Raw genomic sequence first — 26,115 nt, forward strand, 5'->3', positions numbered from 1 at the left:
CACCTCTGGGGCACCTCCCGGCCGAAGGCTGGGGGATTGTCGCGCCCACGCGGCGGAGCCGCACATCAGCAGAGCCCCGCGCCCCTGGAACGTGCAACCGGCTCAGTCGGTGAAACCGGCCGCCCGCGCCGCCTCGGCGGCGTCGCAGGGTGCCAGGGACGGCGCGGGCCAGGCGACGAACCCCCGGCGGGACTCCTCGCCGAAGGCGCACGCGCCCGGGACGCCGACGGCGAGGTACGGGCCGGAGCCCAGGCCTCCGATCGTGTTGAGTTGCTGCGCCAGGCGCACGCCCGTGGGCGCCTGCTCCGGCACGGTCGGGAGCGTGGGGCAGGGAGCCGGCTGCGGGTCGGCGACGTCCGGCGGCTGCCAGTCGACCGCGTAGCAGCGGACCACCTCCACCACCCGTCGGCCGCCGAACGCGCCGGCGGTACTGCTGCCGTGGACCTGGATCGTCAGCACCGCCTCCGCCGTCCCCCGGTGCTCGTCGCGCACCAGCAGCGCGTTCAGGCCCGAGGCCACCTCGGCGAAACGCGACTCGCCGGGCTCGCCGTTGGGTGTGAGCTGACGCAACGCCATCACCACCAGCCGCGCCTGGCCGTCCGCGGCCTGCTCGGCTCGGGTGTTGGCCTGGGCGTCCGTCAGCCAGCCGAAGGCCTGGCCGACGAAGGCCACCGCCGCGAACACCGCGAGCGTGATGGCGAGGCCGAGAATGCGCCGCCACGCCGGAACGGTGAAACGCGTACGCCGCAGCGGAGCCAACCCCGGCCCGCCGATCACCGCGTCACCCATGCCCGTCCCTCACCGTCCTCTCGGACACCGGACTGTGTTGCTCCCGTGAAGAACCATTGTGCGGCCCGCGCAGAAGGTTTGGACCACCGGGGCCGGAATTCCCGTACAACCGCCCCGAACGACGTTCGGGCGCACGGCGTTCGGCCACGCGGGCGAAGCCGTGGGCCGCCGCCGTCACTCGTTCGCGTCAGGCGCCCGTCATCACCGGCCGGGCCGGGCGGGGTCCACTACGGTCGGGCTCGCCATGTCGACTCCTGCCCTGACGGACCGTCCGGCGGACCGCCCCGCGAACCGCCTCACGCCGACGTGGGCGGCAGCGGTCTCGCCCACCCTCGCTCACCGTGTCCTCTCCCTGCTCGCCGTGGTCGTGCTCTTCCAGGGGCTGCCGACCCTGCTGCGCGACGAGGCCGCCTCCCGCACCTACCTCAGCGCCGGCTTCGGGCTGCTGTACGGCGCGTTGCTGCTGCTCGCCGTGCTGGTGGCCGTCGCCCGCGGCGAGCGCGCACTGCGCCGCCTCGACGTGGCCGTGCTGCTGGCGGCCCTCGCCCGGCTCGCCCTCCAGACGGTGTACGCGACCGGCAGCGGCGCCACGCCGTACCACGACGACGAGGGCGCGCTGGTCACCATGGCCGCGCGCTCCCTGGCCGCGGGCGGCCACGTCTACGGCGTGCACTTCACCGGCACGGCCAAGCTGTTCCAGGTCGGCATGACGCCGCTGATGGACGGCAGGACCGCGGACACCTTCGGCTACCCGCCGCTCGGTGTCCTGCTGACCGCGCCGTTCACCGCGCACGGGCCGCTGCCCCCGGCCGCCTGGGTGCCGGTCACCGGCCTGTGGTGCCTGGGCGCCCTCGCAGTCACCGCGCTGCTGATGTTCCGTCTGCTGCCCGCCGCGCTGCGCCCGGGAGCGACCGTGCTGCTCCTCGGCGTCAGCTGGATGTTCGCCTACGCCCGCGAGGGCTACCCGGTCTTCCTCACGCTGCCCTTTCTCGTGGTCGTCCTGGCGGGCTGGACCCGGATCGGGGCGGGGGGACGCCTGGCCCGTGGCGGCGTCGTCTCGGCGTGCTGCCTGGGCGCCGCCGACGCGGCGCACCAGCTCGCCTGGTTCCTCAGCGCGTTCCTGCTCGTCGGCGTCCTGCTGCTGCGCCGCGGCGAGTTCGGCCGCTGGCGGCCCGCCCTCGCCGTGACGGCCCGCTACGCGGCGCTCACGGCCGGGGCCTTCCTGCTGCTCGACCTGCCGGTGCTGGTCCGCGACGGCCGGGCCTGGCTGCCCGGCGTCCTCACCGTGCTGACCCAGCACGCCTCCCCGCAAGGGCTCGGTCCGGTGGACGTCAGCCTCTGGCTGACCTCCGGCAGCGGCTCGCTCGGCCTGTACTCGACTGCGGCGGCCGCCGCCCTGCTCGCCACCCTGGTGGCCCTGGTGCTGTGGCCGGGGCGGCTCGGCCCGGCCCTGGCCCTGCTGCCCTGGCCGGCCTTCTTCCTGTCGACCCGCTCCACCGAGACGTACTTCGTCCTGCTGACGCCGCTCTGGCTGGTCGCCCTGGCCTGCAACGAGCGCGCCCTCTTCGCCACCGCCTGGGCCTGGCGCACTGGCCCCCTGCGCCGCCGGGCGGTCCGGCTCGCCCTTCCGCCGCTGCTGGCCGCGCCGGCGCTCGCACTGCTGCTCGTCGCCGTCGCGACTCCCCCGCCGCTGCGTGTGACGGCGACCGGCCACCACGTCCGTCACAGCGCCGCGCTGGACCGGATCACCGCGACGCTCCGCAACACCGGTGACGCGCCGCTGGTCCCCGCGTTCGCGACGGGGGTCAACGCCTGGCTCGACTTCGACTGGCGGGTCGTCTCCGGCCCGCACGCGCTGCCGCCGCACGGCACGGCGGTCTACGTCCTGCGGCGCCTCGGTCCGCCGCTCGCACCCAATCCTGCGGGCCCGACCTGGCTGCGGGTGCTCACCGACGGGCCGATGACGCTGACCAACCAACGGCTGGCACTGCCGCGTTGACATCGCTGACGTCGTCGGCGCCGCGGACGGGTCAGCTGTAGACCGACTGGCGCTCGGTCAGCGCCAGCTCGACCACCTCCACCAGGACCTCCTTGACGGAGTCCCGCGTTCGCGCGTCGCACAGCACGACGGGCACGTGCGCACCGAGGTCCAGCGCGGTGCGCACCTGGGCGACCGGATAGCGGTCGGCGCCCTCGAAGCAGTTCACCGCGACCACGAACGGGATGCCACGCCGCTCGAAGTAGTCCACGGAGGGGAAGCAGTCCTCCAGCCGGCGCGTGTCCGCGAGCACGATCGCGCCGAGCGCTCCCTGGGCCAGCTCGTCCCAGACGAACCAGAAGCGGTCCTGCCCCGGTGTGCCGAAGAGGTAGACGGCGAGGCCGGGACGGATGTCGATCCGGCCGAAGTCCATCGCGACGGTGGTGGTGTTCTTGCCCTCCACGCCGTGCGTGTCGTCGACGGGTCGCCCCGCCTCGCTGAGCCGTTCCTCGGTCCGGAGCGGCCGGATCTCGCTCACCGCTCCGACCAGAGTCGTCTTGCCCGCGCCGAACCCACCGGCCACCAGGATCTTCACGGCGACGAACGAACCGTCGCCCTGCGCGCCACGCATCACGCGCGCATCATAGGCCGCGATGCGACAACCGCATAAGTGGGGTCTCACTTGGGCACGGTCGACGCCAGTTGGGCGAAGCGTTGCAGGCTCTGCGTGTAGGCCACGGGTGTCACATGGACCGGGCCGGTGTACGGGTGCGTCATGTGCAGCACCATCCAGACCCCGAAGCCGACCACCGCCCCGACGAAGCCCAGCGCCACCGCCTCGCGGCGATGGAAGGTCAGCCCCGCGATCGGCGCGTACAGCAGCACCAGCAACGCGGTGCAGATCAGGGCCGGGTACAGCGGCCAGGGCATGGTCGCCATGGTGTCCGCGAGGCGGATCTGCCGGGTGGTGTAGACGGCGGTGAGATCGCTCAGCTCCTGCTCGCGCGGCCCGGAGACCGGCTCGGCGAGGACCTGGGCGCGGGCGGCGTCGAGGCGCTGCCAGGAGGTGGGGCTGGCCTGGCCCTTGGCCATGGCGGGCCACTCGTCGCGGATGACGGAGCTGACGTAGGCGTGCAGCAGCGGGCGGGTGTGGGCGTCCGCGTCCGTGTAGGCGGCGTTGAGGGCGCGGGACTCGTCCAGGGTGTGCCCGCGGGCGGTGTTCAGGTTGGCCCAGGAACCGGCGATGAGGAAGGCGGCGATCAGCACGAAGGAGGAGAGCGACGCGGAGCCGAGGAAGGCGAGGGCGCTGCCGGAGAAGTTCCCCTCCCGGGAGCGGGCCGTGCGGCCGAAGAGCGCCAGCACCACCACCGCGAGGGCGAGTCCGACGAGCGCGGCGAACAGGAATCCGAGGTCCATTCAGCGTCCCCTTCCGAAGAACTGGTGAAAGGCGCCGGCCCCGGCGGCGACGAGTGCGGGGATGGTGATGGCGACGTAGACGAACGCCGCCTCGGGCGCGGCGGGCGCTGCGGCGACCTCGGGCGTGGGCAGGGGCTTGGGCACGGCGACGACGGCGTGGTGGACGACGGGACGCGGTGGCAGCGTGTGCGTCGGCGTGGGACGCGGCGGGGGCGGCGGCAGGTACAGGTGCGGCCGCGGCGGTGGCGCGGGCGGGTGCGGATGCGTGGACGCGCAGCGCGGTGCGACGGGAAACGGCGGCGGCTGCGGCGGCAGGTGCGCCCGCCCGGACCCGACGGGCGGGACGACGGGCACCGGTGGCGGCGGACAGATCCGTGGCTCCATGCGCCGAAGCTGCCCACCTCGCCCGGCACTCGTGCGCGCCCCGCCCCGAATGACCCCTCCGGGTCAGAGCGGGCGCCACCTTGACGAACACCCGCACGGAGAAACGATCGGGCGACCGACTCCCGCAGCCCGCACGGGCACGCCGACGCACCTGACGGAACGCCCGCCTCCGGCGTGGATGCCGCCCGTGGCCGTGCCGCCCCCATCGCGGGCGCTGCGGCGCGGCCCGCACGCGGGCACGCCGACGGGCCCTGGCCGGGGCGCGGGTGGGTCACAGGGCCCGGAGGGCCTTGATCACCTCGCGGAGGATGGACTCGTCGGGGAGTTGGGCGGCGGGGACGGGGCGGGTGAGGTGGATGAGTTCGGCGTCGAGCAGGTCGCCGAGCAGGATGCGGACGACGCCGAGCGGCAGGTCGAGGTCGGCGGCGATCTCCGCCACCGAGAGCGGGCGGGCCCGGACCAGGTCCAGGATCGCCTCGTGTTCGGGGTCCTGGGACTCCTCGTCCGTCGTGCCCGGGTCGCGCGGCGCCGCACTGATCTGGGTGACCAGGTCGAACGCCTCGGCGGCGGCGTGGCGGGTGCGCCCGCGGGTGAGGGTGTACGGGCGCACCAGCTGGCCGAGCTCCTCCTCGTCGGCGAAGCCGTCGAAGCTCGCCCCGTCGTCGTCGGCGAAGCCGTCCTGCTCCCCCCGCATCGGTCTCACCCCGCCGAGCCCCGCGGCTCCGTGCCGAGGTGCTCGCCGACGCGACGGACCAGCAGGGCCATCTCGTAGGCGATCAGGCCGACGTCGGCCTCCGACTCGCTGAGCACCGCGAGGCAGCTGCCGTCGCCGGCCGCGGTGACGAAGAGGAAGGCCTGGTCGAGTTCGACCATGGTCTGGCGGACCTCCCCGACCTGGAAGTGGCGGCTGGCGCCCTTGGCGAGGCTGTGGAAGCCGGAGGCCACCGCGGCGAGGTGCTCGGTGTCCTCCCGGGCCAGCTCGCCGGACGCGCCGGTGGCCAGGCCGTCGCTGGACAGCACCACGGCGTGCCGGATGGTGGGCACCCGCCGGACCATGTCGTCCAGAAGCCAGTTGAGGTCGCCGGACGGCTTCGTCGTGGCTGTCATCGGGTGGATCCTTCCGCAGTCGGTTCTGTGTTCAGCGGGAGCTGGTCTTCGGGGGTCGGGGCGGGGCGCTCCGCCGAGCGGCCGCGCACGAGGCCGCGCTGGAAGGCGCCGAAGGTGGCGCGCGCCTGCTCGGGCGTCCGGTCGGCGGGCGCCGGACCGGTCGCCGGACCCTGCGGCGGCAGGCCCTCGGCGCGGCGCAGCTGCGGCGCGAGGTTGGCCTGCCGGACGCGTCGCGGCAACGCGGGCGGCCCGGCCGGCACGGCCGGCGCCCCCGTCCGGTCGGCGCCGTGCAGCAGCTCGACGGCGAGGTCCTCCTCGCTCAGGACCTCGGCGTCGATCACCTCGCTGTCCGCGCGGGCAGCACCGCCCCGCACGTCGACGCCCCTCACCTCGGCGCCCCGCATCTCGACGCCCAGCATCTCGGCGCTGAGCATCTCGGCGCTGAGCACCTCGTCGGCCAGTACCTCCTGCGCCAGCACCGCGTCCGCGAGGACCTCCTGGCGGACCGCCTGGAGCGCCGGGTTGGGGCGGCGGCGGGGCAGGCCGCCGGTGTCGGCGGGCTCGTCGGGCGTGTGCGGGCGCGGGCCGCCGAGGCGGCCGGGGTAGGCGCGCTGCGCCGAGGAGAGCCGGCCCCCGCTCGCCCGGCCGGTCTCGGCCGGGGCCTCGCGCAGGCCGCGGGTGAGCGAGGGCGGCAGCACGTACTCGCCCGAGCCCGTTCCCGTCGCGTCGCCGGAGGCGGCGCCCGCGCCGGATCCGGCCGCCAGCGCGCCGACGGCGGCGGCGCCCTCCGCGTCGCCGGGACGCGGCACCGCGGCGGTCAGCAGCTCGTGCGGCAGCAGCACCACGGCGGTCGTGCCGCCGTACGGGGAGCGCCGCAGCGAGACGCGGACCTGGTGACGGGCGGCCAGGCGGCTGACCACGAACAGGCCGAGGCGGTCGGTGTCTCCGAGGTCGAAGTCGCCCCCGGTGGCCAGGCGGTCGTTGGCCGCGGCCAGCGCGTCGTCACCCATGCCCAGACCGCGGTCGTCGATCTCCAGCACGAAGCCGTGCGCGACCTCCTCGCCCACGATCCGCACCTGGGTGTGCGGGGGCGAGAAGACGGTGGCGTTCTCGACGAGTTCAGCGATCAGGTGGACCAGGTCGGAGACGGCTCCACCGGCCACCGCGACGGGCGGCATGCGGTGCACGCGCACCCGGGCGTAGTCCTCGATCTCGCCGACACCGGCGCGGACCACGTCGAGGATGCGGACCGGTCGCCGCCAGGAGCGGCCCGGCGCGGCGCCGGAGAGGATGATCAGGCCCTCGGCGTGGCGGCGCATACGGGTGGTCAGGTGGTCGAGCCGGAACAGGTCCTCCAGCTCCTCCGGGTCCTCCGCGCGCCGCTCCATCTCGTCGAGCAGGGAGAGCTGGCGGTGGAGCAGCGCCTGGCTGCGGCGGGCCAGGTTGACGAAGACGGCGGCGACGCCGCGGCGCAGTTCCGCCTGCTCGACCGCGGCCTCGATCGCGGCGCGCTGCACGGCGTTGAACGCGCGGCCGAGCTGCGCCAGCTCGTCGGGGGCGGTGGCGCCCCGCCCGGGCTGGTCGGGGGCCGTCAACGGTGGGGCCTCGACGGCGACGTCGACCTTCTCGCCGTCGCGCAGCCGGCGCATCACCGAGGGCAGCCGGACGCCCGCGAGTTCGAAGGCGCCGTCGCGCAGGCCGACGAGCTCGCGGACCAGGCGGCGGCCGATGCGCAGCGAGATGAAGACGGTGGCGATGACGGCCAGCAGACCGATCAGGCCCGCGATGCCGTCGCGCCAGATCACGCCCATGGCGTAGCTGCGGCCCTGCTCACCGGCGACGGTGGCGGCCTGCTGGTCCAGGTCACTGAGGGTGGTCAGGACCCGGTCGGTGGTCTCGCGCCACTGGGGGTAGTTGAGTCGCGTCTCGTGCTGGGCGGCGCCGAGCTCGCCGGAGTAGGTCTCCAGCGAGTTGAGCTCGGAGTAGTCCGAGCTGCTCTCGAACTGCTGGTACATCGTGTACAGCGGCTCGGGCAGCTGGTCGGCGTGGACACGGAACAGCAGCTGCTCGGTCGCCGCGGTGGAGAGCAGCTCCTGGAACTGCTCGTCGCTGAGCGGCGTCTGCAGGTGCGCGCCCTCCTCCAGGGCGTCCTCACGGGAGATGTACTCGCGGGCGCGAACGATCTCGACCAGGTTCTGCGCGGTGCGCGAGAGGTCACCGGCGGGGATGTCGCTGAGCTCCAGGCGCAGGGTGAAGAAGGGGTCCTGGACGGAGGTGTACCAGACGTAGACGCTGAACCAGTCGAGGTAGTGCTGCTCGACGGCGGTGCGCTCGACCTTCAGCGCGGCGACCTGGTCCTGGATCTGGCGCAGCGCGTCCGCCTGCTGCCGGGTCAGGTCCCCGCGGTGACCGGCGTCGTTCACGTGCTGCGAGAACAGCTGCGCGGCCTGGTCGGTCCGATCCTCGGCCTGGCGCAACGGCGCGAGCATCGCGGGCGGCACGGCCGGACCGCGGTACTTCGTCGCCGCGAACGCGACGGCCGCGCGGCGCTCGTCCTGGAGGGCACGGGAGAGGGCGTCGGCGGGGTTCCCGTACCAGCGGTAGTCGTCGACGACCTTCAACAGGCCCCAGACCTGGGTGGCCGAGACCGCGGACGTGTAGGCCCACAGGCCCGTCAACGCGGTGAGCGGCACCAGGAGCAGCGCGGTGATCTTCGCGCGGATGGATCTGCGGCGGAGTCGCATGGGTTCCTCTCGGGGCCCGGCAGAATCGCGGCGACTCTACTACTTGCACGTGCGTCAGTTCGACCGTGGACCGCCCCAGGTGGCTCACTTTTTCCGACCGCCGAGGACATCAACACACCACAAAGTGGACACAAGGGAGATCCACTGTGAACACAAGTGATCCACAATCCGGCACGGGTCAGGGCGGGCCGACCTGGAAGGTGCGGACCCCGACGACCGCCGCACTGTCGTAGCGGAAGGCCACCGACCAGCCAGGACCCACCACCGTGGCCGTGCCCGCCACGAACGACGCCGACCCGGCGGGACCGTCGGCCCAGCCGTCGACCGCCAGGTCGTGGACACCCGTCAGGATCAGTGCGAACTCCACCGCGTACTGGGACTCAGGGGCCCGCTCCGGCCGGTACGGGGTCTGGAAGACCACGGTGGCGGAGGTGTCCCGCTCGTCGAACTGGAGGGAGTAGAGAAAGAAGTCCGGCAGGGGATCCGGCCAACCGGAGGAAGCCTCAGAGGCGCTCATAGAAGGACTTCCCGGTCGTGGGCGGCAAGGTCGTGTACAGACGCCGGTCGACCGGCCCGACGAACCAGCGCCGGGCCCGGTTCGGATCGCCGTCCGCCGAGCGGTAGGCGTTCAGGTGACCGACCCTCAGCGTGTCGGCGCAGGTGAGGTCGAGCTCGATGCCCTCACCCCGCAGCGAGACGTCCAGCCACGGTCGCTCGCGGGCGGCGAGCTCCACGTCGGCGAGCCGCCCGGTGGGCATGCCCCGCAGCCGCAGGTCGCGCACCGCCAGGAACTCCACCTGGCACTCGAGGCGGTCGCACCCCGCCTCCGCCCACTCCGGCGGCACCACGTCGGCGAAGCGGGGCAGGTCGAACCGGAGGGTCAGGGTCGGGCCCCACGGGCTCAGGTGGACGGACCGCAGGGTCACCCGCTCCAGCGGCGGGACGTGGGTGTAGTGGCGCGTCAGCCCTTCGCGGTCGTACACGAACGCGTGCCAGGGCTCGGTCGCCACGGCGATCACTCCCCTTGGGTCCGAGGACGGCGGCCGGCGCGGAGGCCGAGGTCACGACGATTGTGGGGCATTGGTGATCTCGGGCAGACCGTGAACAGACCCTGGTCGCGTGCCGTGGAAGTCCCGTGAAGCCGGCGGACGCCCTCTGGTCACCCCATGTTTCCGCGGGGTAACTTACGGCTCCGTAAGGCGCCCGTCCATCGGGGTGTCGTGATGGGGGGAGCCCAGTGCGCGAGTTCAGTGTTCCGGCGCTGGCGAGATGCCCCAAGGCCGAGGGTCTGGCCGAGTCGGTCTACCGGACCGCCGAGGCGGAGCCGGACAAGACCGTGCTGGCGCGGCGGGACGACGCCGGATGGGCGGAGGTGAGCGCCGCCGCGTTCCGGGACCAGGTGCTGTCCGTCGCCAAGGGCCTGCTCGCGTCCGGGGTCCGGTTCGGGGACCGGGTCGCGCTGATGTCGCGGACCCGCTACGAGTGGACGGTCCTGGACTACGCCCTGTGGTCGCTGGGCGCGCAGCCCGTGCCGGTCTACCCCACCTCCTCCGCCGAGCAGCTGCGCTGGATCCTCTCCGACACCGGCGCCGTCGCCTGCGTCGTGGAGCACGAGGACCACGCGATGACCGTCGGCTCCGTCTGCGACGGCCTGACCGGGCTGCGGCACATCTGGCAGCTGGACGCGGGAGCGCTGGAGCAGCTCGCCCTCGCGGGGCAGGGTGTGCCGGACGAGGCCGTGAACCAGCACCGGCAGGCCGTGGTCGCGGAGACCGTCGCCACGGTCATCTACACCTCCGGCACCACCGGCCGCCCCAAGGGCTGCGTGCTGACCCACGGCAACTTCCTGGCCGAGACCGAGAACCTGCTCGCCCGCTACCAGGAGGTCTTCGCCGGCCGCGGCGGCGAGGCCCCGGCGACGCTGCTCTTCCTGCCGTTGGCCCACGTCTTCGGGCGGATGATCCAGGTGGCCGCCGTGCGGGCCGGCATCAGGCTCGGGCACGAGCCGAGCACCGCGCCCCGCGAACTGCTGCCCGCACTCGGCTCGTTCCGGCCGACGTTCCTGCTCGCGGTGCCGTACGTGTTCGAGAAGATGCTGCGCCGGGCCCGGCAGCGCGCCGAGGAGTCCGGGCGGGCGGGCGCCTTCGAGAAGGCCTACCAGGTGGCCGTACGCTACGCGGAGGCGCTGGAACGGCAGGCCTTCGACGAGGGCCCCGGGCCCTCCGCCGCGCTGCGGATGCAGCACCAGCTGTACGAGTCGCTCGTCTACGGCAAGGTGCGCGCGGTCCTCGGCGGACGCCTGCGCTACGCGATGTCGGGCGGCTCCGCGATGAGCCGCGAGCAGGCCCTGTTCTTCCGGGGCGCGGGCGTCACCGTGCTGGAGGGCTACGGCCTGACCGAGACCACCGCGGCCGCCACCGCCAACCCGCCCGACCGGCCGCGCTTCGGCACCGTCGGGCAGCCGATCCCGGGCACCAGCGTGCTGATCGCCGAGGACGGCGAGGTCTGGGTCTCCGGCGGCCAGGTCTTCCGCGGCTACCTGCACGACCCCGACTCCACCGGCCGGACCCTGCGGGGAGGCTGGCTGGCCACCGGCGACCTCGGTCACCTGGACCGCAACGGCTACCTGCACATCACCGGGCGCAAGAAGGAGATCATCGTCACCAGCGGCGGCAAGAGCGTGGCACCGGTGGCCCTGGAGGACCGCGTCCGGATCCATCCGCTGGTCGCCCACTGCGCGCTGGTCGGCGACGACCGCCCGTTCGTCGCCGCGCTGATCACACTCGACGTGGAAGCGCTCGAGCACTGGCTGCGGGTGCGCGGGCGCGCGCCGCTGACGCCGCTGGAGGCGGCCGCCGATCCCGACATCCACGCCGAGCTGCAGCGGGCGGTACTGGCGGCCAACACCGCGGTCTCCCGCGCCGAGTCGGTGCGGGCCTTCCGCGTGCTGCCGATCGACTTCACCGAGGAGTCGGGCCTGCTGACGCCCTCGCTCAAGCTACGGCGCCGGGCCATCACCCGCGCCTGCGCCGCCGACATCGAGGCTCTCTACCTCGACGCGGCGGCCTCTCAGGCGGCTGCGCCCTCGTCGTAGACGAGCTCCAGCTCGAATCCCTGGCCGTCGACCAGGTGCAGCGCCTGCCCGGTGTCCGTCCGCTCCTGCCAGCCGACGGAGAGGGCCACGGACCGCAGCGAGGGGCTGTGGGCCAGCGCGGGAGCCCGCAGGGCCAGGTGGTTGACGCCCGCGCGCATCCGGTCGTGTCCTCCCGGACGCAGCGCGGGCGACTGCTCGATCACCACGTAGCTGCCGCCCTTGCGCCAGCTGCGGCCGTTCTCCCACTTCTGGAACGGCGCGCAGCCCAGGGCGGTCAGCACCGGCCCCCACTGCTGCTCGGCGAGGGCCAGGTCGTCCACCCACAACTCGACATGGTGGACCAGAGGATGATCGTCGGTCATGCCGCCCAGTATCAGGCGTGCGCGCTGAACACGGGGAGATATCCGCCGGACTGGCCGTTGGCGGTCGGGTGGTACGACTCGTCTATCGGCCAGGTCGTGCTGTGCAGCCACTCGCTGTCGGTGCAGATCTCGTGGCCGGAGAAGGCCGAGCGGACGTCGCCGAAGGAGAAGTTGGCGTACTTGGCGACCTCCGTGGCGGTGACCGAGGCGAGGTCGTCCGCCGCGCCGTTGATGGCGGTGCGGCTGGTGTCGCTTATGCCGAAGAGGCAGTCGCCCGGCACCGCGTAGAGGTGCGGGTAGTCGAGCACGACCACGTGGGCGTTGGGCGCGTGGGAGCGGATCGCGGAGTAGACCGCGTCCAGCTTGGCGGCGAGCTGGGTGTTGATGAAGTTCTCCGCCGAGCTCACGGCGGACAGGCAGGAGCTGGTGCCGTCCAGGACGCAGGTCTCCATGGTGGAGGAGAAGCCGGCGTCGTTGCCGCCGATGGAGATGCTGACCTCGGTGGTGCCGCTGTTGAGCCCGCCGAGCTGGCTGTTGAGCACGTCCGAGGTGGTCGCCCCGGAGCAGGCGGCGAAGGTGAAGCTGGACGGCGCGTGGGCCTTCTGCCACAGGTAGGGGTAGGCCAGGGTGCTCTGCTCGCAGGAGCCGCTGGAGGAGATGTAGCTCCCGCTGCCGACGCCGGAGGAGTAGGAGTCGCCGAGGGCGACGTAACCGCCGGTCGTGGCCTGGGCGCTCGGGGCCAGGGCAAGGCCGCCCGTGAGCAGGGCGCCTGCGGCGAGGGTGCTCGCCAGAAGTCGTCTGGGCGCGGGCATGCGCATGGAACCTCCACTTGTGGTGGTGGTGCTCGACTGTGGGGTGGGGCACAGGTGAACGCGCGTCACGCACTTGTGTACCAGTCGGTAACCACTGCGGGAAGTGTCCATGCCACAGTTGTGACACGAACGGCCGAATCCGCCGGGTTCTTTGACAGACCGTCGGGTGAATGTGCGTCAGACGGGTCAGCCGAGGAAGGAGAGACGCACGGTCCTGGTGGGGTTGTCGAGGTTGGTGTCGACCAGCACCACGGACTGCCAGGTGCCGAGTGCGAGGCGGCCGTCGACCACCGGCAGCGTGGCGTGCGGGGCGACCAGCCCCGGCAGGACGTGGTCGCGGCCGTGCCCGGGCGTGCCGTGCCGGTGGCGCCAGCGGTCGTCCGCCGGAAGCAGCTCGCGCAGCGCGGCCAGCAGGTCGTCGTCGCTGCCGGCCCCGGTCTCGATCACCGCGACGCCCGCCGTGGCATGCGGGACGAAGACGTTCAGCAGGCCGCCACCGCCCGCGGCCACCTCGTCGAGGAACGCCTGGCAGCGGTCGGTCAGATCGACGGTGGTCTCACGGTGCCCGGTCGTGAGGCGGAAGGTGCGCGTACTGAAGGTCATACGACAGGGTTCTACCGCACGTACGCTCGACGGCCTGTTCCCGACCCGCAGGCGAGGCGCTACCCGGCCAGGGAGCCACCAGGTGCGGCCGCACGGAAGTCGCGTGCGCCGACCAGCAGCAGCGTCGGGGCGAGCACCACCGCCGCCGCGCACAGAAGCGCGCCCCGAAGGCCCAGCACCGCGCCCAGCGCACCGCCCGCCAACAGGGCGACGAGCCTGGCGCTCGCTCCCATCGACCGGATCACCGCGTTCACCCGTCCACGGACCGCCGCCGGCGTGAGTTCCTGGCGCAGCACGCTGTTGGCGGCGTTGTAGGCGCTGGCGACCAGGATGAGCAGGGCCCACGCGGCACCGACCACCACCGGCCCGAGGGGGCCGGGCGGCGCGAAGGCGGGCGCCGCGAGGGCCGGGCCGTAGGCCGGCAGCGTGCCGGCCATGACGCGGGCGGGGCCGAAGCGGCGGATGAGCCGGACCGAGAGCCAGCTCCCCGGCACACCGGCCGCCACGGGAAGGCCGTAGACGATGCCGACGGCGAAGGCGGAGGCGTGCAGGTCCTGCACGAGGAACAGCATCTCAACGGCGACGGACAGCGACAGCGCGAAGGAGATCCCCGTCCCCGTCAGCGCGAGGACGCGGAGGCTCCGGTTCTCCCACAACTGCCGGACCCCGAAGGCCAGGTCCCGCCGGCCCAGGTGTCCACCCGTTTCGTCCGCCGCGGCGGGGTACCGGGGGTTGGGGCGCCTGACCGCCCCGAGCGTGGCCGCGCTGACCAGGAACGAGGCCGCGTCGACGAGCAGGGCCCGGCCCGCGCCGACCGCCGCCACCAGGACGCCGCCGATCGCGAAGCCCACCGTCAGCGCCCCGAACCTGCCCGTCCCCAGCTGGGCCGTCCCGGACACGCGGTGACGCTCCTCCAGCAGGTCCGGAAGGTGGCTCTGGAACGCGATCGAGAAGACGGAGTCGAACAGTCCCATCGCCAGCGCCGCGGCCAGCAGAACTGGGTAGGAGAGCTGCCCGGCGAGCGCGCCGACGGCGACCAGGCACGTCAGCAGCAGGCGCGCCAGGTCCGTGCCGATCATCAGCCGCCGTCGGCGCAGCCGGTCGACCAGGACGCCGAGCGGCAGCACGAACAACCCGGCCACCTGCTCGGCGGCCCGCAGGGCACCGTTCTGCCAGGCGGTGACGTGCAGCGTCTCGATCGCCAGCAGCGGCAGGGCCACCGAGCTGACCGCGTCACCGACGCTGCTCGAGCTCTGCCCCCACCACAGCAGCAGGTAGTCCCGGCTCCGACGGAGCGGCCGGTCGGCCTCGGGGCTCAGCTCGGCGCTCGACTCGGCGCTCGACTCGGTCCGCCGCTCGGCGGTGCTGCTGTGATGATCATGTCGCTCGGCCACGGCGAGGCATCCTGCCAGACGCCTCCGACACGCAGACGCCTCGGACACCCGGACGCCTCCGACACGCCGACCGCAGCGCCCGCGTCAGCCGCCCAGCAGGCGGCGCAGGTGTTCCTCGTCCTCGTCGCTGAGCCCGGAGACGAAACGGGCCAGCACGGCCTCGCGGTCCTGCTCCTTCTCCAGCTCGCTGCGCATCCGGCGCGCCGCGAGCCCGGGTGCGTCGGCGGCCTCGCGGGCCGGGGCGTAGGCGAAGGCGCGCCCGCTGCGGGACCGTTGGACGACCCCCTTCTCGTGCAGCCGCGAGAGGATGGTGTTGACGGTGGTCCGGGCCAGGCCGCCACCCAGCGCGCGCTGGATCTCGGCCGGCGTCATCGGGCCCGACGCGGCCCACAGGACGGAGAGCACACCCGACTCCAGCTCGCCCGGATGCCGCCGCTGCCCCTCCGTCGCCACCTCGGAACCACCTTTCGTCGTCTTCGCGATTCCACAGTCCCATCCACTACAGTGGCCGGAACGACTACACGTATGTAGACGATAAACGATTCGACGTGACCCCGTTGCCACTATCGCAGGAGGATCGAATCCCATGGCCCCGGACCCCACGGGCATGCACCAGCTCGCGGTGAACATCCTCGATGCGAACTCGCTGCTCGCCGCCTTCGGCGCGATCGGCATCATGGTCGTGCTCTTCGCCGAGACCGGCCTGCTCGTCGGTTTCTTCCTGCCCGGCGACTCGCTGCTGTTCACCGCCGGCCTGCTCTGCACCACCAGCAAGAACGGCGTGCACCTGAACCTCGGCGCGGTGCTGGTCTGCGCCGTCGTCGGCGCGCTGCTCGGCGCCCAGGTCGGCTACCTGATCGGGCAGAAGGGCGGCAAGGCGCTGCTCGCCCGCTCCAAGAACAAGCACCTGCTGCGGGGCGCGGAGCGCGCCGAGGAGATCCTGGCGAAGTACGGCTACGCCAAGGCCATCGTCCTGGCCCGGTTCATCCCGGTCGTGCGCACCGTCCTCAACCCGATGGCGGGCGCACTGAACGTGCCGGTGAAGACGTTCACGCTGTGGCAGGTCGTCGGCGGCCTGCTCTGGTCCGTCGGCGTCACGCTGGCGGGCTACGCCCTCGGCTCCAGCATCCCGAGCATCGACAAGTACCTGCTGCCGATCATCGGCCTGATCGTCGTCGTCTCCGTGATCCCGATCGGCCTCGAACTGCTGCGCTCCCGCAAGAGCGCCTCCGCGGAGTGACCACACCCTTGAGCACCGTGAACACCCTCGCACTGAACGGGGCCTCCGTCGACGGCGGCCTGTACACCTGGTTCACCCGGCAGGCGCAGAGCGCGCCGCACTGGCTGGACGACGTGGTCTCCTTCTACGCCACCATGGGCCTGGCCTTCTTCGCCCTGCTGATGGTCGCGGGCTGGTGGCAGGCCCGGCAGGCGCGCAGCGCCGCGGCGATGGCGACGGCGCTGGCGGTGCCGGTCGCCGTCGTCCTCGCCTACGTGGTGAACGACCTGCTCAAGAGCGTCTTCACCGAGGTCCGACCGTGCCAGGCGATCGCCCACACGGTCACCCTCCAGCCGTGTCCTGGCGTCGGTGACTGGTCCTTCCCCAGCAACCACGCCACCATCGCGGCTGCCTCGGCCGCGGCGCTGTGGGTGCTGGACCGCAGGCTCGGGATCGTCGCCTCGGTGCTGGCCCTGTTCATGGCCTTCGCCCGGGTCTGGGTCGGCGCGCACTACCCCCACGACGTGGTCGTCGGCCTCGTCGTCGGTGTCGCGGTCGCCGTGCCGGTGACGCTGGCCGCCCGCCGGTTCGCCCCGCCGCTGGTGGTGCGGCTGCAGAGCGGGATGCTCCGCCCCCTGCTGACGGCCGGCTGACGGCCCGCGCTCACAGTTCCACCGAAGCCCCCGGCTCCAGGCGCTCGTACGCCGTGCCGGGGGCGATCTCTTCCAGCGCGTAGGCGGCCGTGCCCAGCCCGATCGCGCTGAGCCCGCCGTCGTGCACGGCGAAGGCCCGCCGGGCGCCGACGGCGTTGGTGTAGTCGACCACCTCGCCGAGCTTGGACCAGGGCGCGTGCACCGGCAGCAGCAGCGTGCCGACCGGTTGCTCCGGGACGGTCAGCGCGTCACCGGGATGGAAGACGCCCTCGACCAGGAACCCGGTGTTGGGGACGCGCTCCCACTGCGGGTGCACGACCGCGTGCCACTCCCCGTGCGCCTGCACCTCGAATCCGCCGGCGGTGAAGGCGTCCCCGTGCCCCACGACGGTGACCCGGCCGCCGCCGACCCCGTCCAGTTGTGTGGCGACGGCTCCGACGGTCCACACGCGCAGCCCCGGATTGGCCTCCAGCGCGCCGCGGAGCGCGGCCTCGTCGAAGTGGTCCTGGTGCTCGTGGGTGATCAGGACGGCGTCGGCCCCGTCCATCGCCACCGGGTCGCTGAACGTCCCCGGGTCGATGACGAGGACCGCGCCGTCGCGCTCCAGGCGGACACAGGCATGGCCGAACTTGGTCAGCTTCATGATCACGAGCCTAGTCCCGGCCGCCCCGGGGTTCACTTCTTCTGGAAGACGACCTCCGGGTAGGCCGCGGAGGGTCCGTCGAACAGCGGCTGCGGTACGCCCTTCAGCTGGAGGTCGAAGAAGGCGGCCACATACGCCAGGGTGACGGCCGTCGACCGTGCCCCGGAGATCTGCGCCCCTGGGGTCGGGTAGCCGACCTCGTCCCCCAGGAGCGGCAGGTCGGTGAAGTTGAGGTGGGTCGCGCCGGTCACGGTCAGCCACCGCTTCCAGCCGTCCAGCTGCGGCCAGGCGTCGGACCAGCTGCCTTCGCCGCCGCCCACGGAGTGGTCGAGCGGGTTGCCCAGCAACAGGAACGGCCGGTGGTGGAGATCACCGGTCGGCAACCCGGCGACGATCGCGCCGTCCAGGTCCACCCCGGCCCGCACCCGCCGGTCGGTGGCCATCACCGGGATGGCGGCCATGCCCCCGAGGGAGTGACCGGCCATGCCGATCCGCCGCGCGTCGATGAGACCCGCGTGACGCCAGGCGGGCCGAGGGCCGGTGAGCTGGTCGAGGACGAAGGAGACGTCCTTGGCCCGGCTGTCGGCCGCGGTCACCGCGTCGAGGGGTCCGTCGCACACGGCGCAGGTGAGGGTCCGGCCGTCGGGGAAGGTCGTCCCGGAGTCCTCGTAGGTGTGGTCGACCAGCGCGACGACGTAGCCGTGGCTGGTCAAGCCCACCGCGAGGGCGGTGAGGGTCTGCCGGGGCAGACCGAAGCCCGGCGAGAGCACGACGAGCGGGTAGCGGCCTTGGTCCGGGCGGGCGTCGGTGAAGGCGTAGGTACGGGTGTCGGCGAGGAGCTGCGCGGGCAGGCCGGAGCCGGGCGCGCGCTGGTCCAGCAGCAACTGCGCCTCGGTCGCGTCCATGTAGGGCGCGGGCCGGCCGGTGCCACGCCGGGCCGGGTAGAACATGGACACCATGAGCTGGCGGGGCCCGGCGCTCGGCACCCAGGGGTCCTGGCGGTGCACGTCCACAAGGTGGAGCACGTCCTCGCCGACCGCGTACGGGCCGGTGGGCCGGGGCAGGGTGAGCTGGAGTGCGGCCCGCTGGGCGGACGGCGCGGCGACGGTCGCGGGCGAGGGGACGGCCTGGGCGGCTCCCACGGCGACGACCGGCAGAGCGAGGGCGAGGACGGCGGTCGCGGCCGCGGTACGGATCCTGGAGGTCATGCCGAGAAGGCTAGGCAGCCGCTGCGCCCCGGCCGTCGTCGTCCGGGCGGAGGCCGACCCTGGCTCCTCCCCGGGCTCCACGGAGTGTCACCCCGTAGTACTCAAGAGCCAGTTGGGCGTCCGGGCCGACTCACAGCGCCGCCTCGCCCCACTCCCGGGTACGGATCCGCACCGCCCGCTCCACGGGCGTGACCCAGACCGTCCCGAGCACGCCCGCGACGGCGATCACGTGAACGACGTCCGCCGCGTCCGCGTCCGCGGCGAGCAGGTCGAGGCGGATCGCGGGCTGTAACTCCACCCGGCGCCGCGTTCCCCGGTAGACCTCGTCGTGGACCCGCCCGACACCCCGGGCGAACACCGTGGTGACGGTGACGCCCGGGATGCCGAGGGTGCGCAGCGCCTCGTGGACCCGTTCGAAGCCCGAGGCGGGCAGCACGGCGGTGATCAGCTTCACGGCTCGGCGGCGGGTTCGGCCACCGGCCGGGTCGTCGGCTCGGCGACCACCGCCGCCTTCGCCTCCGACGCGCCGACCACGGCCAGACCCTCCTCGCTGGGGTACGCCTCCTCGTCGTGCACCGCGAGGTCGCCGATCTCCAGCACCTCGTCCGGGGCGCGGAGCTTCACGAACAGGCCGATGGCCCTGAGGATCACGAAGGTCATCAGCGCGTCCCAGACGATGATCGTCCCGGCCGCGCCGAGCTGCAGCAGCAGCTGCTTGGCGTGGCCGTGGAACAGCCCCGCGACAGAGAAGACGCTGCCGTCCTTGTTGTAGTAGACCGCCATCGCCGGGTCCGCGAACAGGCCCACCAGCAGGCCGCCGACGAGTCCGGCGACGCCGTGGGTGTGGACCACGCCGAGCGCGTCGTCCACCTTCTGCATGAACCTCAGCTTCCCCAGCTTGTTCCAGGAGAGCCAGACGATCACCGAGGCGATCAGACCCACCAGGATCGCGCCGACGCCGGTCACGAATCCCGCCGCCGGGGTGATCGCGACCAGGCCGACGATCATGCCGTTGATCGCGCCGAGGAACGTCGGCTTGCGCTGCGGACCGGCGAACATGTCCAGCAGTAGCCAGGTCAGCAGGGCCACCGCGGTGGCCAGGTTGGTGTTGAGCACGGCGGCGGCCGCGTTCTGGCCGCCGAAGTACATGTCGCCGCCGTTGAACCCGTTCCAGCCGAGCCAGAGGATGCCCGCGCCGATCGCCACCATCGGCAGGTTGTTCGGCACGGCCTTGGCCCGGTCCCGGGCCAGCCGGGGCCCGATCACCGCCGCCGCGACGAAGCCGGAGGTCCCGGCGGCGAGGTGGATCACGTACCCGCCGGAGTAGTCCAGCGCCCCGGCCTGCGCCCACCAGCCGCCGCCCCACAACAGGAAGGCGTTGACGGAGTAGACGATGCCGGACCAGAGCGGCACGAACAGCAGCCAGGCCTTGAAGTTCATCCGCCCGATCACGCTGCCGAGGAACAGCAGCGGCGTGATCGCCGCGAAGGCGAACTGGAAGTAGGCGAGCGTGGACTGCGGAAATCTGAAGTCCGGCATGGCACCGGTCCCGCTGACGAGCGGGATTCCCGCCTTTCCGATCTCGGAGCCCGCACTCGTGATCGTGCCGGGCTTTCCTACCGCCGAGTTCAGAATCCCGGGACCCAGGTGGAGTGGTGAGCCGAAGCTCATCTTGAACTCGTAGAGCACCCACGCCACCAGGACGATGGAGAAGGCGCTGAAGGCCATCAGCATGGTGTTGACGGCCCATTTGCGCTGAACAAGTCCGGCGTAGAGCACGGCGATGCCGGGGATGCTCATCAGGCCCACGAGCGTGGCCGCCACCAGCTGCCACGTGTTGTCGCCCGCGTTGAGCCAACTAGGGTAGGGAATCACGCGATCGTGCCTCCCGTCGTGGGAATCGTTTCTCCGGACGGTGGGCTCGCCGTGTTGCCCTGACGTTTCGTCAGCATTTCCCGACGGCAAAAACCTTCATCCGCAGGAGAGGAATCCGACCCGGTGATCCGTCCCGCCGAATCCACCGATCTCGCGGCCGTCGCCGCGATCTACGCCCACTACGTACGGGAAACCGTGATCACCTTCGACGAGAACCCGCCGAGCGTGGCGGACTGGGCGGCGAAGGCGGAGACCTTGTCGACTTTCCTGGTGGCCGAGATCGACGGCGAGATCGCCGGTTACGCGTACGTGAGCCAGTACCGTCCCAAGGCGGCGTACCGCCACACGGGCGAGGACTCGATCTACCTCGCACCGGGCCGCACGGGGCTGGGCCTCGGAAGCGCACTCCTCGACGCCCTGGTGACGGCGTGCCGGAAGACCGAGCTGCGGCAGTTGGTGGCGGTCATCGCCGACGGTGGGGATGCCTCGGTGGCCCTCCACCGCCGCCTCGGCTTCGAGCCCGTCGGCACGCTCAGGGCCGTGGGCTTCAAGCACGGCCGGTGGATCGACACCGCCCTGATGCAGTTGACCCTCTCCTAGGGCATCCGGGCCCTCAGCACGTCGTACCCGCAACCCGGTGACGACGGGTCGAAGCGGTCGCGCGCCCGGGGTGGGCGACGACGACCTCGACCTCGACCATGGCCGCCCTTGTCCAGGGGCGGCCGGCCGACGTCGCCGGCTTTACGGCGCTCAGCGCTCCAGCGGGGTCCACCACTGGGTGCGGCGGCGGCCGACGCCCGTGCGGGTCGCCGCGCGCTCCACGCGGGCGCGTTTGACCGTGCGGAAGCGGCGGGCGCGGCCGCGGGCGAGGTCGGCGGCGCCGATGAGGCCGGCGGTGTTGCCGAGGCGGGCCTCGAAGATGTCCGCCTGCGGGCGGAAGCCGCGGCCGGTGAGGTTGCGGCGGTAGGCCTCACGGGCCGGGCCGAGCAGCAGCTCGCCCGCCGCGGAGACGCCGCCGCCGATGACGAAGCGGCCCGGGTCGAGCGCGGCCGCGAGGTTGGCGAGGCCGAGGCCCAGCCACTGGCCGATCTCCTGCAGGAGCTCGACCGCGCACGGGTCGCCGTCCTGGGCGGCCTCGGTGACCAACGGGCCGGTGATCGCCGCGACGTCGCCCTCCACGCGGTCCAGCAGCGGCTGGGCCACCGGCGACTCCGCCGCCGCCAGCTCGCGCGCCTCGCGGACCAGCGCGTTGCCGGAGGAGTACTGCTCCCAGCAGCCCCGGTTGCCGCAGGGGCAGCGGTGGCCCCCGGGGACGACCGTCATGTGGCCGAACTCGCCCGCCATGCCGTAGCGGCCGCGCTCCAGACGCCCGCCGCGCACGATCGCGCCGCCGATGCCGGTGCCGAGGTTCACCATCACCAGGTGCTCCTCCCCCGCGCCCGCGCCGAAGCGCCACTCCGCCCAGGCGGCGGCGTTGGCGTCGTTCTCGACGATGACCGGCAGCTTCAGCCGGTCCGTCAGCGCCGCCTGGAGCGGCTCGTTGCGCCAGCTCAGGTGCGGTGCGAAGAGCACCCGTGCCCGCTGGGCGTCGACGAAGCCGGCGGCGCCGATGCCGACCGCGTGGACGTCGTGGCGGTCGGCGAGGTCGAGCACCAGCTCGGTGATGACGTCCTCGACGACCTTGGGGCTCTTGCTCTTGTGCGGGGTCTCGGTGCGCAGCTGCTCCAGGATCCGGCCCTCGCCGTCGACAACCCCGGCGGCGATCTTCGTGCCGCCGATGTCGATGCCGACGGTCGGCAGGCGCAGGGCCGTCCTGCGGACGTACTCGGCGTAGTCGCTGCTCAACTCGGGGTCCGATCCGATCCGTGTGCGCGCTGGTGGGTGGTCCCATCCTGCCGTCTGGAGGGTGCCCCGCGCGATTCGGGATCAGCTCGGGATCAGCCCGATATCAGCTCAGTTCGAGGGCGAGGAAGAAGTCCACCCGGTCCTCCAGGCGGGACAGGTCACGCCCGGTCAGCTCCTCGATCCGGCCGATCCGGTAGCGCAGCGTGTTGACGTGCACGTGCAGCGCCGCCGCGCAGCGGGTCCAGGAGCCGTCGTAGCGCAGGAACGCCTCCAGGGTGCGGACCAGGTCCGCCTGGTGCTCCAGGTCGTAGCCGATGACGCGGTCCAGCAGGCGGGAGCGGAAGGCGCGGCGCACCTCGTCGGGTACGGCGGCCAGCAGCAGCACGTGCGAGGCCAGCTCCTCCGGTCCGGCGACGCAGAGCCGGCCGAGGCGGGCGGCGGCGATCCGGCGGGCGTGCCGGGCCTCCTCCAGCGCGCCGCGCAGGCCGCCGACGCCGTCGGCGGGCGCGCTGACGCCGACGGTCAGCCGGCCCTCCGGGCCGAGGCCCGCCTCCAGCGGCGCGAGCAGCTCGGCGAGCACCTCGGAGGCGGTCGCCTCGCCCTGCGGCTGGGGCAGCAGCACGACGGCGGCGTCGCCGTCGTCGCCGACCAGCGCCCGGTCGTCCAAACCGGTGAGCGCCTCGGCGACGGCCTCGCGGGCCTCCCCCTCGGCGAGGGCCTGCCCCGCGACGGAGACCACGACGAACGTCTGCGGCAGCGGCAGCTCCGGCCGGTTGCTCATCGCGTGCGCAGCCTCCAGGGCCCGCAGCAGCTCGTCGGGGGCGGCGTCGCGCTGCAGCAGCGTGATCATCTCGTCGGCAAGGCGCGCGCGCAGCGTGCGGCCGTCGTCGCGGCGGACCCGCTCGGCGGAGACGAGCCGGGCCAGGTTCTCGGCGAGCTGGCGGCGCTTGGCGGTCCAGTCGGTGATGTCGCCCTCGACGGCAAGGAGCCACTGCGCGAGCGGCGTGCCGCCGGGCACCGGCAGCAGCGAGAACTGGCGGTCGCCGACGCGGGTGCGGCTGGCGGGCGTGCTGCGGCGGCGCTGGGCCTCCAGATGGGCCCGGACCAGCGCCTCCCGCTCGACGGCGTCGAGCCCGTCGACGGGCCCGGCGACGAGTCGGCCGGTCGGCGTGAGCACCCAGCTCTCCAGGTCGACGTCCCCGCCCAGGAGCTGCAGGACCGCGTCCAGTCCGGCGCCGCTGGCGGCGGAGACCAGCATGCGGTGGCGGTCCACGAGCGCGGAGAGGTCCGCGGCGCGGTCGGCGGAGACCTGCCGGTTGACGTACTCGGCGACGGAGCCGAAGGCGACGTCGTCCGGGACGGCGAAGAGCGGCAGGCGGTGCCGGTCGCAGGCGTCGACGAGGTCCTGCGGCACGGGCCCGACCTCCGCCTCCCCGGCGGCGAGGCCGGCGGCACCTCCGGAGGCCAGATGGCGCACGAAGCGCTCGGAGTCCTCCGGCTCGTACCGCCACAACATGCCGGTGAGGACGAGCTCCCCGCCGTGCAGGTACCGACTCGGATCCCGCAGGTCCGTGGTCATCACACCGGTCACCACACGGTCGAGCTCTTCGCCCCCCGCGAGCAGCCGCATCGGCGGTGCGGTGGGAGCGAGCAGCGCACCGATCCGCACGTCGGGTACCTCCGAAACTCGGCAAAAGGGATGGGCTTCCGGGAGACGGTACCCGACCCACCAGCGGCGCGAGGAATTGCTCCGAGCTGTGATTGCACTATCTCAAGGGGCGCGGGGAACTGCGCGAGCAACCGCCGTGTGCGGACGGCCCTGCTCGCCGAGCGACCCCCACGTGGGTGGCTTGTCGCACAGCCCCGCGCCCCTGACGTGCTACGACAACCTGCGGCAGCACACGTTGCAGCCCACTGTAGGTTCTAGCCCTCCAGTCCGCGCCGCTTCAGCAGCGGCTGGAGCTCCGGGGCGCGGCCGCGGAAGGAGGCGAAGGCGGCCATGGGGTCCACGCCGCCGCCGGGCGAGAGCAGGACGCGGCGGAAGATCTCGCCGCTCTCGCGGACGGAGCGCTCCGACTGCCCGAACCACTCCACCGTGTCCGCGTCCAGGACCTCGGACCAGATGTAGCCGTAGTAGCCCGCCGCGTACCAGCCCCCGGCGAAGACGTGCGCGAAGTAGCCCGTGCGGTAGCGCGGCGGGATGGACGGGTGGGCCAGGCCGTAGCCCTGGAGCGCCGCCGTCTCGAACGCCTCCGCGTCGACCTCGCCGCCGGGCGTCGCGCTGTGCCAGGCCCAGTCCAGCAGGGCCGCGGCCAGGTACTCGACCGTGCGGAAGCCCTCACCGAAGTTCTGCGCCTCGCGCACCCGCTCGACCAGCTCGGCGGACATCGGCTCGCCGGTCTCGTAGTGGCGGGCGTAGTTCTCGAGGACCTCGGGCCATTCCTGCCACATCTCGTTGACCTGGGAGGGGTACTCGACGAAGTCGCGCGGCACCTCCATCCACTGCGAGGGGTAGCGCACGTCGGAGAAGAGCCCGTGCAGCGCGTGGCCGAACTCGTGGAAGAGGGTCCGCACCTCGTCCCAGCTCAGCAGGGCCGGCTCGCCGGCCGGGGGCTTGGCGATGTTGAGGTTGTTGACCACCACCGGGCGCTGCCCGAGCAGGTCGGACTGCTCGACGACCGCGTCCATCCAGGCGCCGCCGCGCTTGGACTCGCGGGCGAAGAAGTCTCCGATGAACAGGCCGATCGGGCGGCCGTCCGCCTCCCGCACCTCGAAGACGCGCGCGTCGGGGTGGTAGGCGACCAGATCGGGCCGCTCCTCGAAGGTGATGCCGTAGACCAGGCCGGCGGCGTGGAAGACGCCGCGCCGCAGCACCGACTCCAGCTCCAGGTAGGGACGCATCTGCGCGCCGTCCACCGCGTAGCGCTCCTTGCGCACCTGCTCGGACAGGAACAGCCAGTCCGACGCGGGGACGCGGTCCACGCCCGCCGCCGCGGCCAGCGCCGTGCCCTCGCGGTCGGCGTTCGCGACGGCGGGGGCGACCAGGCCGCCCAGCATCGTCTCGACGGCCTCGGTGGTGCCGGCCGTCTGGTCGGCCACCACGTAGGCGGCGTGCGAGGGGAAGCCGAGCAGCGCGGCGCGCTCGGCGCGCAGGGCCGCGAGGCGGGCGGCGAGCGGACCGTTCTCCTGGACGCCGCGGCCCAGCGAGGCGTCGAGCAGGCGGGCGCGCAGTCCGGGGTCGGCGAGCGAGGCCAGCTCGCTCTGGTTGGTGAAGCTCTTCAGGCTGAGCACGTACTTGCCCGGGTGGCCGAGCGCCTTGGCGTTCTCCGCGGCGGCGGCGATCGCGCCGGCCGGGAGGCCGTCCAGCTCCTCGGCGGTGTCCAGGACGAGGGCGGCGGCGCGGGTGGCGGTGAACAGGTTCTGTTCGAAGGTGGTGCCGAGCGTGGCCAGCTCGGCGTTGAGCTCGCGCAGCCGGGTCTGGCCGGTCGCGTCGAGGCGGGCGCCGCCGCGGACGAAGCGCGTGTGCCAGTACTCCAGCAGCCGCAGGTCTGCCTGGTCCAGACCGAGCTCCTCGCGGCGCTCGTGGACGGCGTCGACGCGGGCGAACAGGGCCGGGTCGAGCTGGATGGCGTCGGTGTGCGCGGCCAGCCGCGGGCTGATCTCCGCGTCCAGCTCGCGCAGCGCGGGCGTGGAGTCGGACGCGGCCTTGTTGAAGAACACCAGGTGCACCCGGCGCAACAGCTGACCGGTGCGTTCCAGAGCGACCAGGGTGTTCTCGAAGTCGGCGGGCTCGGGGTTCGCCGTGATGGCCGCGATCTCGTCGAGCTGCTCGGCCATGCCGGCCTCGAAGGCGGGCAGGTAGTGGGCCTCCTCGATCTCCGCGAAGGGCGGGAGCGCGAAGGGAAGCGTGCTGGGCTGCCGGAACGGGTTCGTCGTGGGCTGAGTCACAGCCACGACACTACGCCCGGGGGTGGCAGCCCCGCGTCGCT

General features: G+C 73.1%; 26 protein-coding genes. 5 read left to right on the top strand and 21 right to left on the bottom strand.

Annotated elements, in window-relative coordinates; genetic code table 11:
- Nucleotides 1–102 precede the first annotated feature (102 nt).
- Nucleotides 103–789 carry a hypothetical protein gene (locus tag ABH931_RS16990; protein WP_370113997.1) on the bottom strand — a complete coding sequence of 229 codons (687 nt, stop codon included), beginning with the start codon at nucleotides 787–789 and terminating at the stop codon, nucleotides 103–105.
- A gap of 244 nt (nucleotides 790–1,033) precedes the next feature.
- On the opposite strand from ABH931_RS16990, the gene ABH931_RS16995 reads away from it, so the two are divergent.
- Nucleotides 1,034–2,788, top strand: coding sequence for a hypothetical protein (locus ABH931_RS16995; RefSeq protein ID WP_370113999.1), 1,755 nt, complete (start codon nucleotides 1,034–1,036; stop codon nucleotides 2,786–2,788).
- 31 nt (nucleotides 2,789–2,819) lie between these two features.
- On the opposite strand, the gene ABH931_RS17000 is transcribed toward ABH931_RS16995, so the two are convergent.
- From ABH931_RS17000 to ABH931_RS17035, 8 genes are all read right to left on the bottom strand, one after another.
- Complete coding sequence (locus tag ABH931_RS17000; protein ID WP_370114140.1) at nucleotides 2,820–3,398, bottom strand: ATP/GTP-binding protein; 579 nt, start codon at nucleotides 3,396–3,398, stop codon at nucleotides 2,820–2,822.
- 47 nt (nucleotides 3,399–3,445) lie between these two features.
- Complete coding sequence (locus tag ABH931_RS17005) at nucleotides 3,446–4,183, bottom strand: hypothetical protein (RefSeq protein ID WP_370114001.1); 738 nt, start codon at nucleotides 4,181–4,183, stop codon at nucleotides 3,446–3,448.
- The gene (locus tag ABH931_RS17010; RefSeq protein WP_370114003.1) at nucleotides 4,184–4,567 is read right to left on the bottom strand and encodes a hypothetical protein; all 384 of its coding nucleotides are present in this window, start codon (nucleotides 4,565–4,567) and stop codon (nucleotides 4,184–4,186) included.
- A gap of 271 nt (nucleotides 4,568–4,838) precedes the next feature.
- Complete coding sequence (locus tag ABH931_RS17015) at nucleotides 4,839–5,261, bottom strand: DUF742 domain-containing protein (RefSeq protein WP_370114005.1); 423 nt, start codon at nucleotides 5,259–5,261, stop codon at nucleotides 4,839–4,841.
- A 5-nt stretch (nucleotides 5,262–5,266) separates the two neighbouring features.
- Nucleotides 5,267–5,674, bottom strand: a complete 408-nt coding sequence (locus ABH931_RS17020; RefSeq protein ID WP_370114007.1) for a roadblock/LC7 domain-containing protein — start codon at nucleotides 5,672–5,674, stop codon at nucleotides 5,267–5,269.
- Entirely contained in the window at nucleotides 5,671–8,418 is a 2,748-nt protein-coding gene (locus ABH931_RS17025) for a nitrate- and nitrite sensing domain-containing protein (RefSeq protein WP_370114008.1), read from the bottom strand. Before ABH931_RS17025 ends, ABH931_RS17020 begins: the two co-directional genes overlap by 4 nt.
- A 178-nt stretch (nucleotides 8,419–8,596) precedes the next feature.
- Nucleotides 8,597–8,935, bottom strand: coding sequence for a hypothetical protein (locus ABH931_RS17030; RefSeq protein WP_370114010.1), 339 nt, complete (start codon nucleotides 8,933–8,935; stop codon nucleotides 8,597–8,599).
- The gene (locus ABH931_RS17035) at nucleotides 8,922–9,428 is read right to left on the bottom strand and encodes an Imm50 family immunity protein (RefSeq protein ID WP_370114012.1); all 507 of its coding nucleotides are present in this window, start codon (nucleotides 9,426–9,428) and stop codon (nucleotides 8,922–8,924) included. Before ABH931_RS17035 ends, ABH931_RS17030 begins: the two co-directional genes overlap by 14 nt.
- 227 nt (nucleotides 9,429–9,655) lie before the next feature.
- Here ABH931_RS17035 and ABH931_RS17040 point away from each other — a divergent pair, with 227 nt between their 5' ends.
- A complete protein-coding gene (locus tag ABH931_RS17040) occupies nucleotides 9,656–11,512 on the top strand; it encodes a long-chain fatty acid--CoA ligase (protein ID WP_370114014.1) in 1,857 nt (618 codons plus the stop codon).
- Here the strand turns inward: ABH931_RS17040 and ABH931_RS17045 are convergent.
- The 5 genes from ABH931_RS17045 to ABH931_RS17065 form a co-directional block, all read right to left on the bottom strand.
- Nucleotides 11,488–11,874, bottom strand: coding sequence for a glyoxalase (locus ABH931_RS17045; protein WP_370114016.1), 387 nt, complete (start codon nucleotides 11,872–11,874; stop codon nucleotides 11,488–11,490). The genes ABH931_RS17040 and ABH931_RS17045 overlap by 25 nt on opposite strands.
- An 11-nt stretch (nucleotides 11,875–11,885) precedes the next feature.
- On the bottom strand, nucleotides 11,886–12,692 hold the full coding sequence (locus ABH931_RS17050) for an SGNH/GDSL hydrolase family protein (protein WP_370114018.1): 807 nt from the start codon (nucleotides 12,690–12,692) through the stop codon (nucleotides 11,886–11,888).
- A gap of 180 nt (nucleotides 12,693–12,872) precedes the next feature.
- On the bottom strand, nucleotides 12,873–13,289 hold the full coding sequence (locus ABH931_RS17055) for a YjbQ family protein (protein ID WP_370114020.1): 417 nt from the start codon (nucleotides 13,287–13,289) through the stop codon (nucleotides 12,873–12,875).
- A gap of 59 nt (nucleotides 13,290–13,348) precedes the next feature.
- Nucleotides 13,349–14,683 (bottom strand): MFS transporter, encoded by a 1,335-nt coding sequence (locus tag ABH931_RS17060; protein WP_370114022.1) that lies wholly within the window; start codon nucleotides 14,681–14,683, stop codon nucleotides 13,349–13,351.
- Between the two features lie 84 nt (nucleotides 14,684–14,767).
- Nucleotides 14,768–15,136 (bottom strand): BlaI/MecI/CopY family transcriptional regulator, encoded by a 369-nt coding sequence (locus ABH931_RS17065; protein WP_370114024.1) that lies wholly within the window; start codon nucleotides 15,134–15,136, stop codon nucleotides 14,768–14,770.
- Between the two features lie 133 nt (nucleotides 15,137–15,269).
- Between ABH931_RS17065 and ABH931_RS17070 the strand changes: the two genes are divergently transcribed.
- Nucleotides 15,270–15,923: a DedA family protein gene (locus tag ABH931_RS17070; RefSeq protein ID WP_370114026.1), complete on the top strand. Its 654-nt coding sequence runs from the start codon at nucleotides 15,270–15,272 to the stop codon at nucleotides 15,921–15,923.
- Nucleotides 15,924–15,940: 17 nt separating this feature from the next.
- Complete coding sequence (locus ABH931_RS17075; protein ID WP_370114028.1) at nucleotides 15,941–16,555, top strand: phosphatase PAP2 family protein; 615 nt, start codon at nucleotides 15,941–15,943, stop codon at nucleotides 16,553–16,555.
- A gap of 10 nt (nucleotides 16,556–16,565) precedes the next feature.
- Here the strand turns inward: ABH931_RS17075 and ABH931_RS17080 are convergent, their stop codons facing one another.
- The 4 genes from ABH931_RS17080 to ABH931_RS17095 all read right to left on the bottom strand — a co-directional run bounded on the left by ABH931_RS17080 (nucleotide 16,566) and on the right by ABH931_RS17095 (nucleotide 20,281).
- Nucleotides 16,566–17,198: an MBL fold metallo-hydrolase gene (locus tag ABH931_RS17080; protein ID WP_370114030.1), complete on the bottom strand. Its 633-nt coding sequence runs from the start codon at nucleotides 17,196–17,198 to the stop codon at nucleotides 16,566–16,568.
- Between the two features lie 32 nt (nucleotides 17,199–17,230).
- On the bottom strand, nucleotides 17,231–18,406 hold the full coding sequence (locus ABH931_RS17085; RefSeq protein ID WP_370114032.1) for an alpha/beta hydrolase family protein: 1,176 nt from the start codon (nucleotides 18,404–18,406) through the stop codon (nucleotides 17,231–17,233).
- A gap of 130 nt (nucleotides 18,407–18,536) precedes the next feature.
- Entirely contained in the window at nucleotides 18,537–18,860 is a 324-nt protein-coding gene (locus tag ABH931_RS17090; RefSeq protein WP_370114034.1) for a P-II family nitrogen regulator, read from the bottom strand.
- Nucleotides 18,857–20,281, bottom strand: coding sequence for an ammonium transporter (locus tag ABH931_RS17095; RefSeq protein ID WP_370114036.1), 1,425 nt, complete (start codon nucleotides 20,279–20,281; stop codon nucleotides 18,857–18,859). Before ABH931_RS17095 ends, ABH931_RS17090 begins: the two co-directional genes overlap by 4 nt.
- 123 nt (nucleotides 20,282–20,404) lie before the next feature.
- Here ABH931_RS17095 and ABH931_RS17100 point away from each other — a divergent pair, with 123 nt between their 5' ends.
- Entirely contained in the window at nucleotides 20,405–20,881 is a 477-nt protein-coding gene (locus ABH931_RS17100) for an N-acetyltransferase family protein (RefSeq protein ID WP_370114038.1), read from the top strand.
- Nucleotides 20,882–21,031: 150 nt separating this feature from the next.
- Here ABH931_RS17100 and ABH931_RS17105 read toward each other — a convergent pair whose 3' ends face one another.
- The 3 genes from ABH931_RS17105 to ABH931_RS17115 form a co-directional block, all read right to left on the bottom strand.
- On the bottom strand, nucleotides 21,032–22,126 hold the full coding sequence (locus ABH931_RS17105) for an ROK family glucokinase (protein ID WP_370114040.1): 1,095 nt from the start codon (nucleotides 22,124–22,126) through the stop codon (nucleotides 21,032–21,034).
- Nucleotides 22,127–22,229: 103 nt separating this feature from the next.
- On the bottom strand, nucleotides 22,230–23,795 hold the full coding sequence (locus ABH931_RS17110) for a PucR family transcriptional regulator (protein ID WP_370114042.1): 1,566 nt from the start codon (nucleotides 23,793–23,795) through the stop codon (nucleotides 22,230–22,232).
- A gap of 254 nt (nucleotides 23,796–24,049) precedes the next feature.
- Complete coding sequence (locus tag ABH931_RS17115) at nucleotides 24,050–26,074, bottom strand: M3 family metallopeptidase (RefSeq protein ID WP_370114044.1); 2,025 nt, start codon at nucleotides 26,072–26,074, stop codon at nucleotides 24,050–24,052.
- Nucleotides 26,075–26,115: the final 41 nt, after the last annotated feature.

Origin of the sequence: Streptacidiphilus sp. MAP12-33 (genome assembly GCF_041261265.1) — a bacterium.
GTDB lineage: Bacteria > Actinomycetota > Actinomycetes > Streptomycetales > Streptomycetaceae > Streptacidiphilus.

Bases quoted from the DNA above. Each gene is read 5' to 3' on its own strand.
- ABH931_RS17020 (WP_370114007.1), bottom strand. From the start codon at position 5,674: ATGACAGCCACGACGAAGCCGTCCGGCGACCTCAACTGGCTTCTGGAC.
- ABH931_RS17070 (WP_370114026.1), top strand. From the start codon at position 15,270: ATGGCCCCGGACCCCACGGGCATGCACCAGCTCGCGGTGAACATCCTC.
- ABH931_RS17025 (WP_370114008.1), bottom strand. From the start codon at position 8,418: ATGCGACTCCGCCGCAGATCCATCCGCGCGAAGATCACCGCGCTGCTC.
- ABH931_RS17015 (WP_370114005.1), bottom strand. From the start codon at position 5,261: ATGCGGGGGGAGCAGGACGGCTTCGCCGACGACGACGGGGCGAGCTTC.
- ABH931_RS16990 (WP_370113997.1), bottom strand. From the start codon at position 789: ATGGGTGACGCGGTGATCGGCGGGCCGGGGTTGGCTCCGCTGCGGCGT.
- ABH931_RS17045 (WP_370114016.1), bottom strand. From the start codon at position 11,874: ATGACCGACGATCATCCTCTGGTCCACCATGTCGAGTTGTGGGTGGAC.
- ABH931_RS17055 (WP_370114020.1), bottom strand. From the start codon at position 13,289: ATGACCTTCAGTACGCGCACCTTCCGCCTCACGACCGGGCACCGTGAG.
- ABH931_RS16995 (WP_370113999.1), top strand. From the start codon at position 1,034: ATGTCGACTCCTGCCCTGACGGACCGTCCGGCGGACCGCCCCGCGAAC.
- ABH931_RS17005 (WP_370114001.1), bottom strand. From the start codon at position 4,183: ATGGACCTCGGATTCCTGTTCGCCGCGCTCGTCGGACTCGCCCTCGCG.
- ABH931_RS17000 (WP_370114140.1), bottom strand. From the start codon at position 3,398: ATGCGTGGCGCGCAGGGCGACGGTTCGTTCGTCGCCGTGAAGATCCTG.
- ABH931_RS17030 (WP_370114010.1), bottom strand. From the start codon at position 8,935: ATGAGCGCCTCTGAGGCTTCCTCCGGTTGGCCGGATCCCCTGCCGGAC.
- ABH931_RS17050 (WP_370114018.1), bottom strand. From the start codon at position 12,692: ATGCGCATGCCCGCGCCCAGACGACTTCTGGCGAGCACCCTCGCCGCA.
- ABH931_RS17085 (WP_370114032.1), bottom strand. From the start codon at position 18,406: ATGACCTCCAGGATCCGTACCGCGGCCGCGACCGCCGTCCTCGCCCTC.
- ABH931_RS17080 (WP_370114030.1), bottom strand. From the start codon at position 17,198: ATGAAGCTGACCAAGTTCGGCCATGCCTGTGTCCGCCTGGAGCGCGAC.
- ABH931_RS17010 (WP_370114003.1), bottom strand. From the start codon at position 4,567: ATGGAGCCACGGATCTGTCCGCCGCCACCGGTGCCCGTCGTCCCGCCC.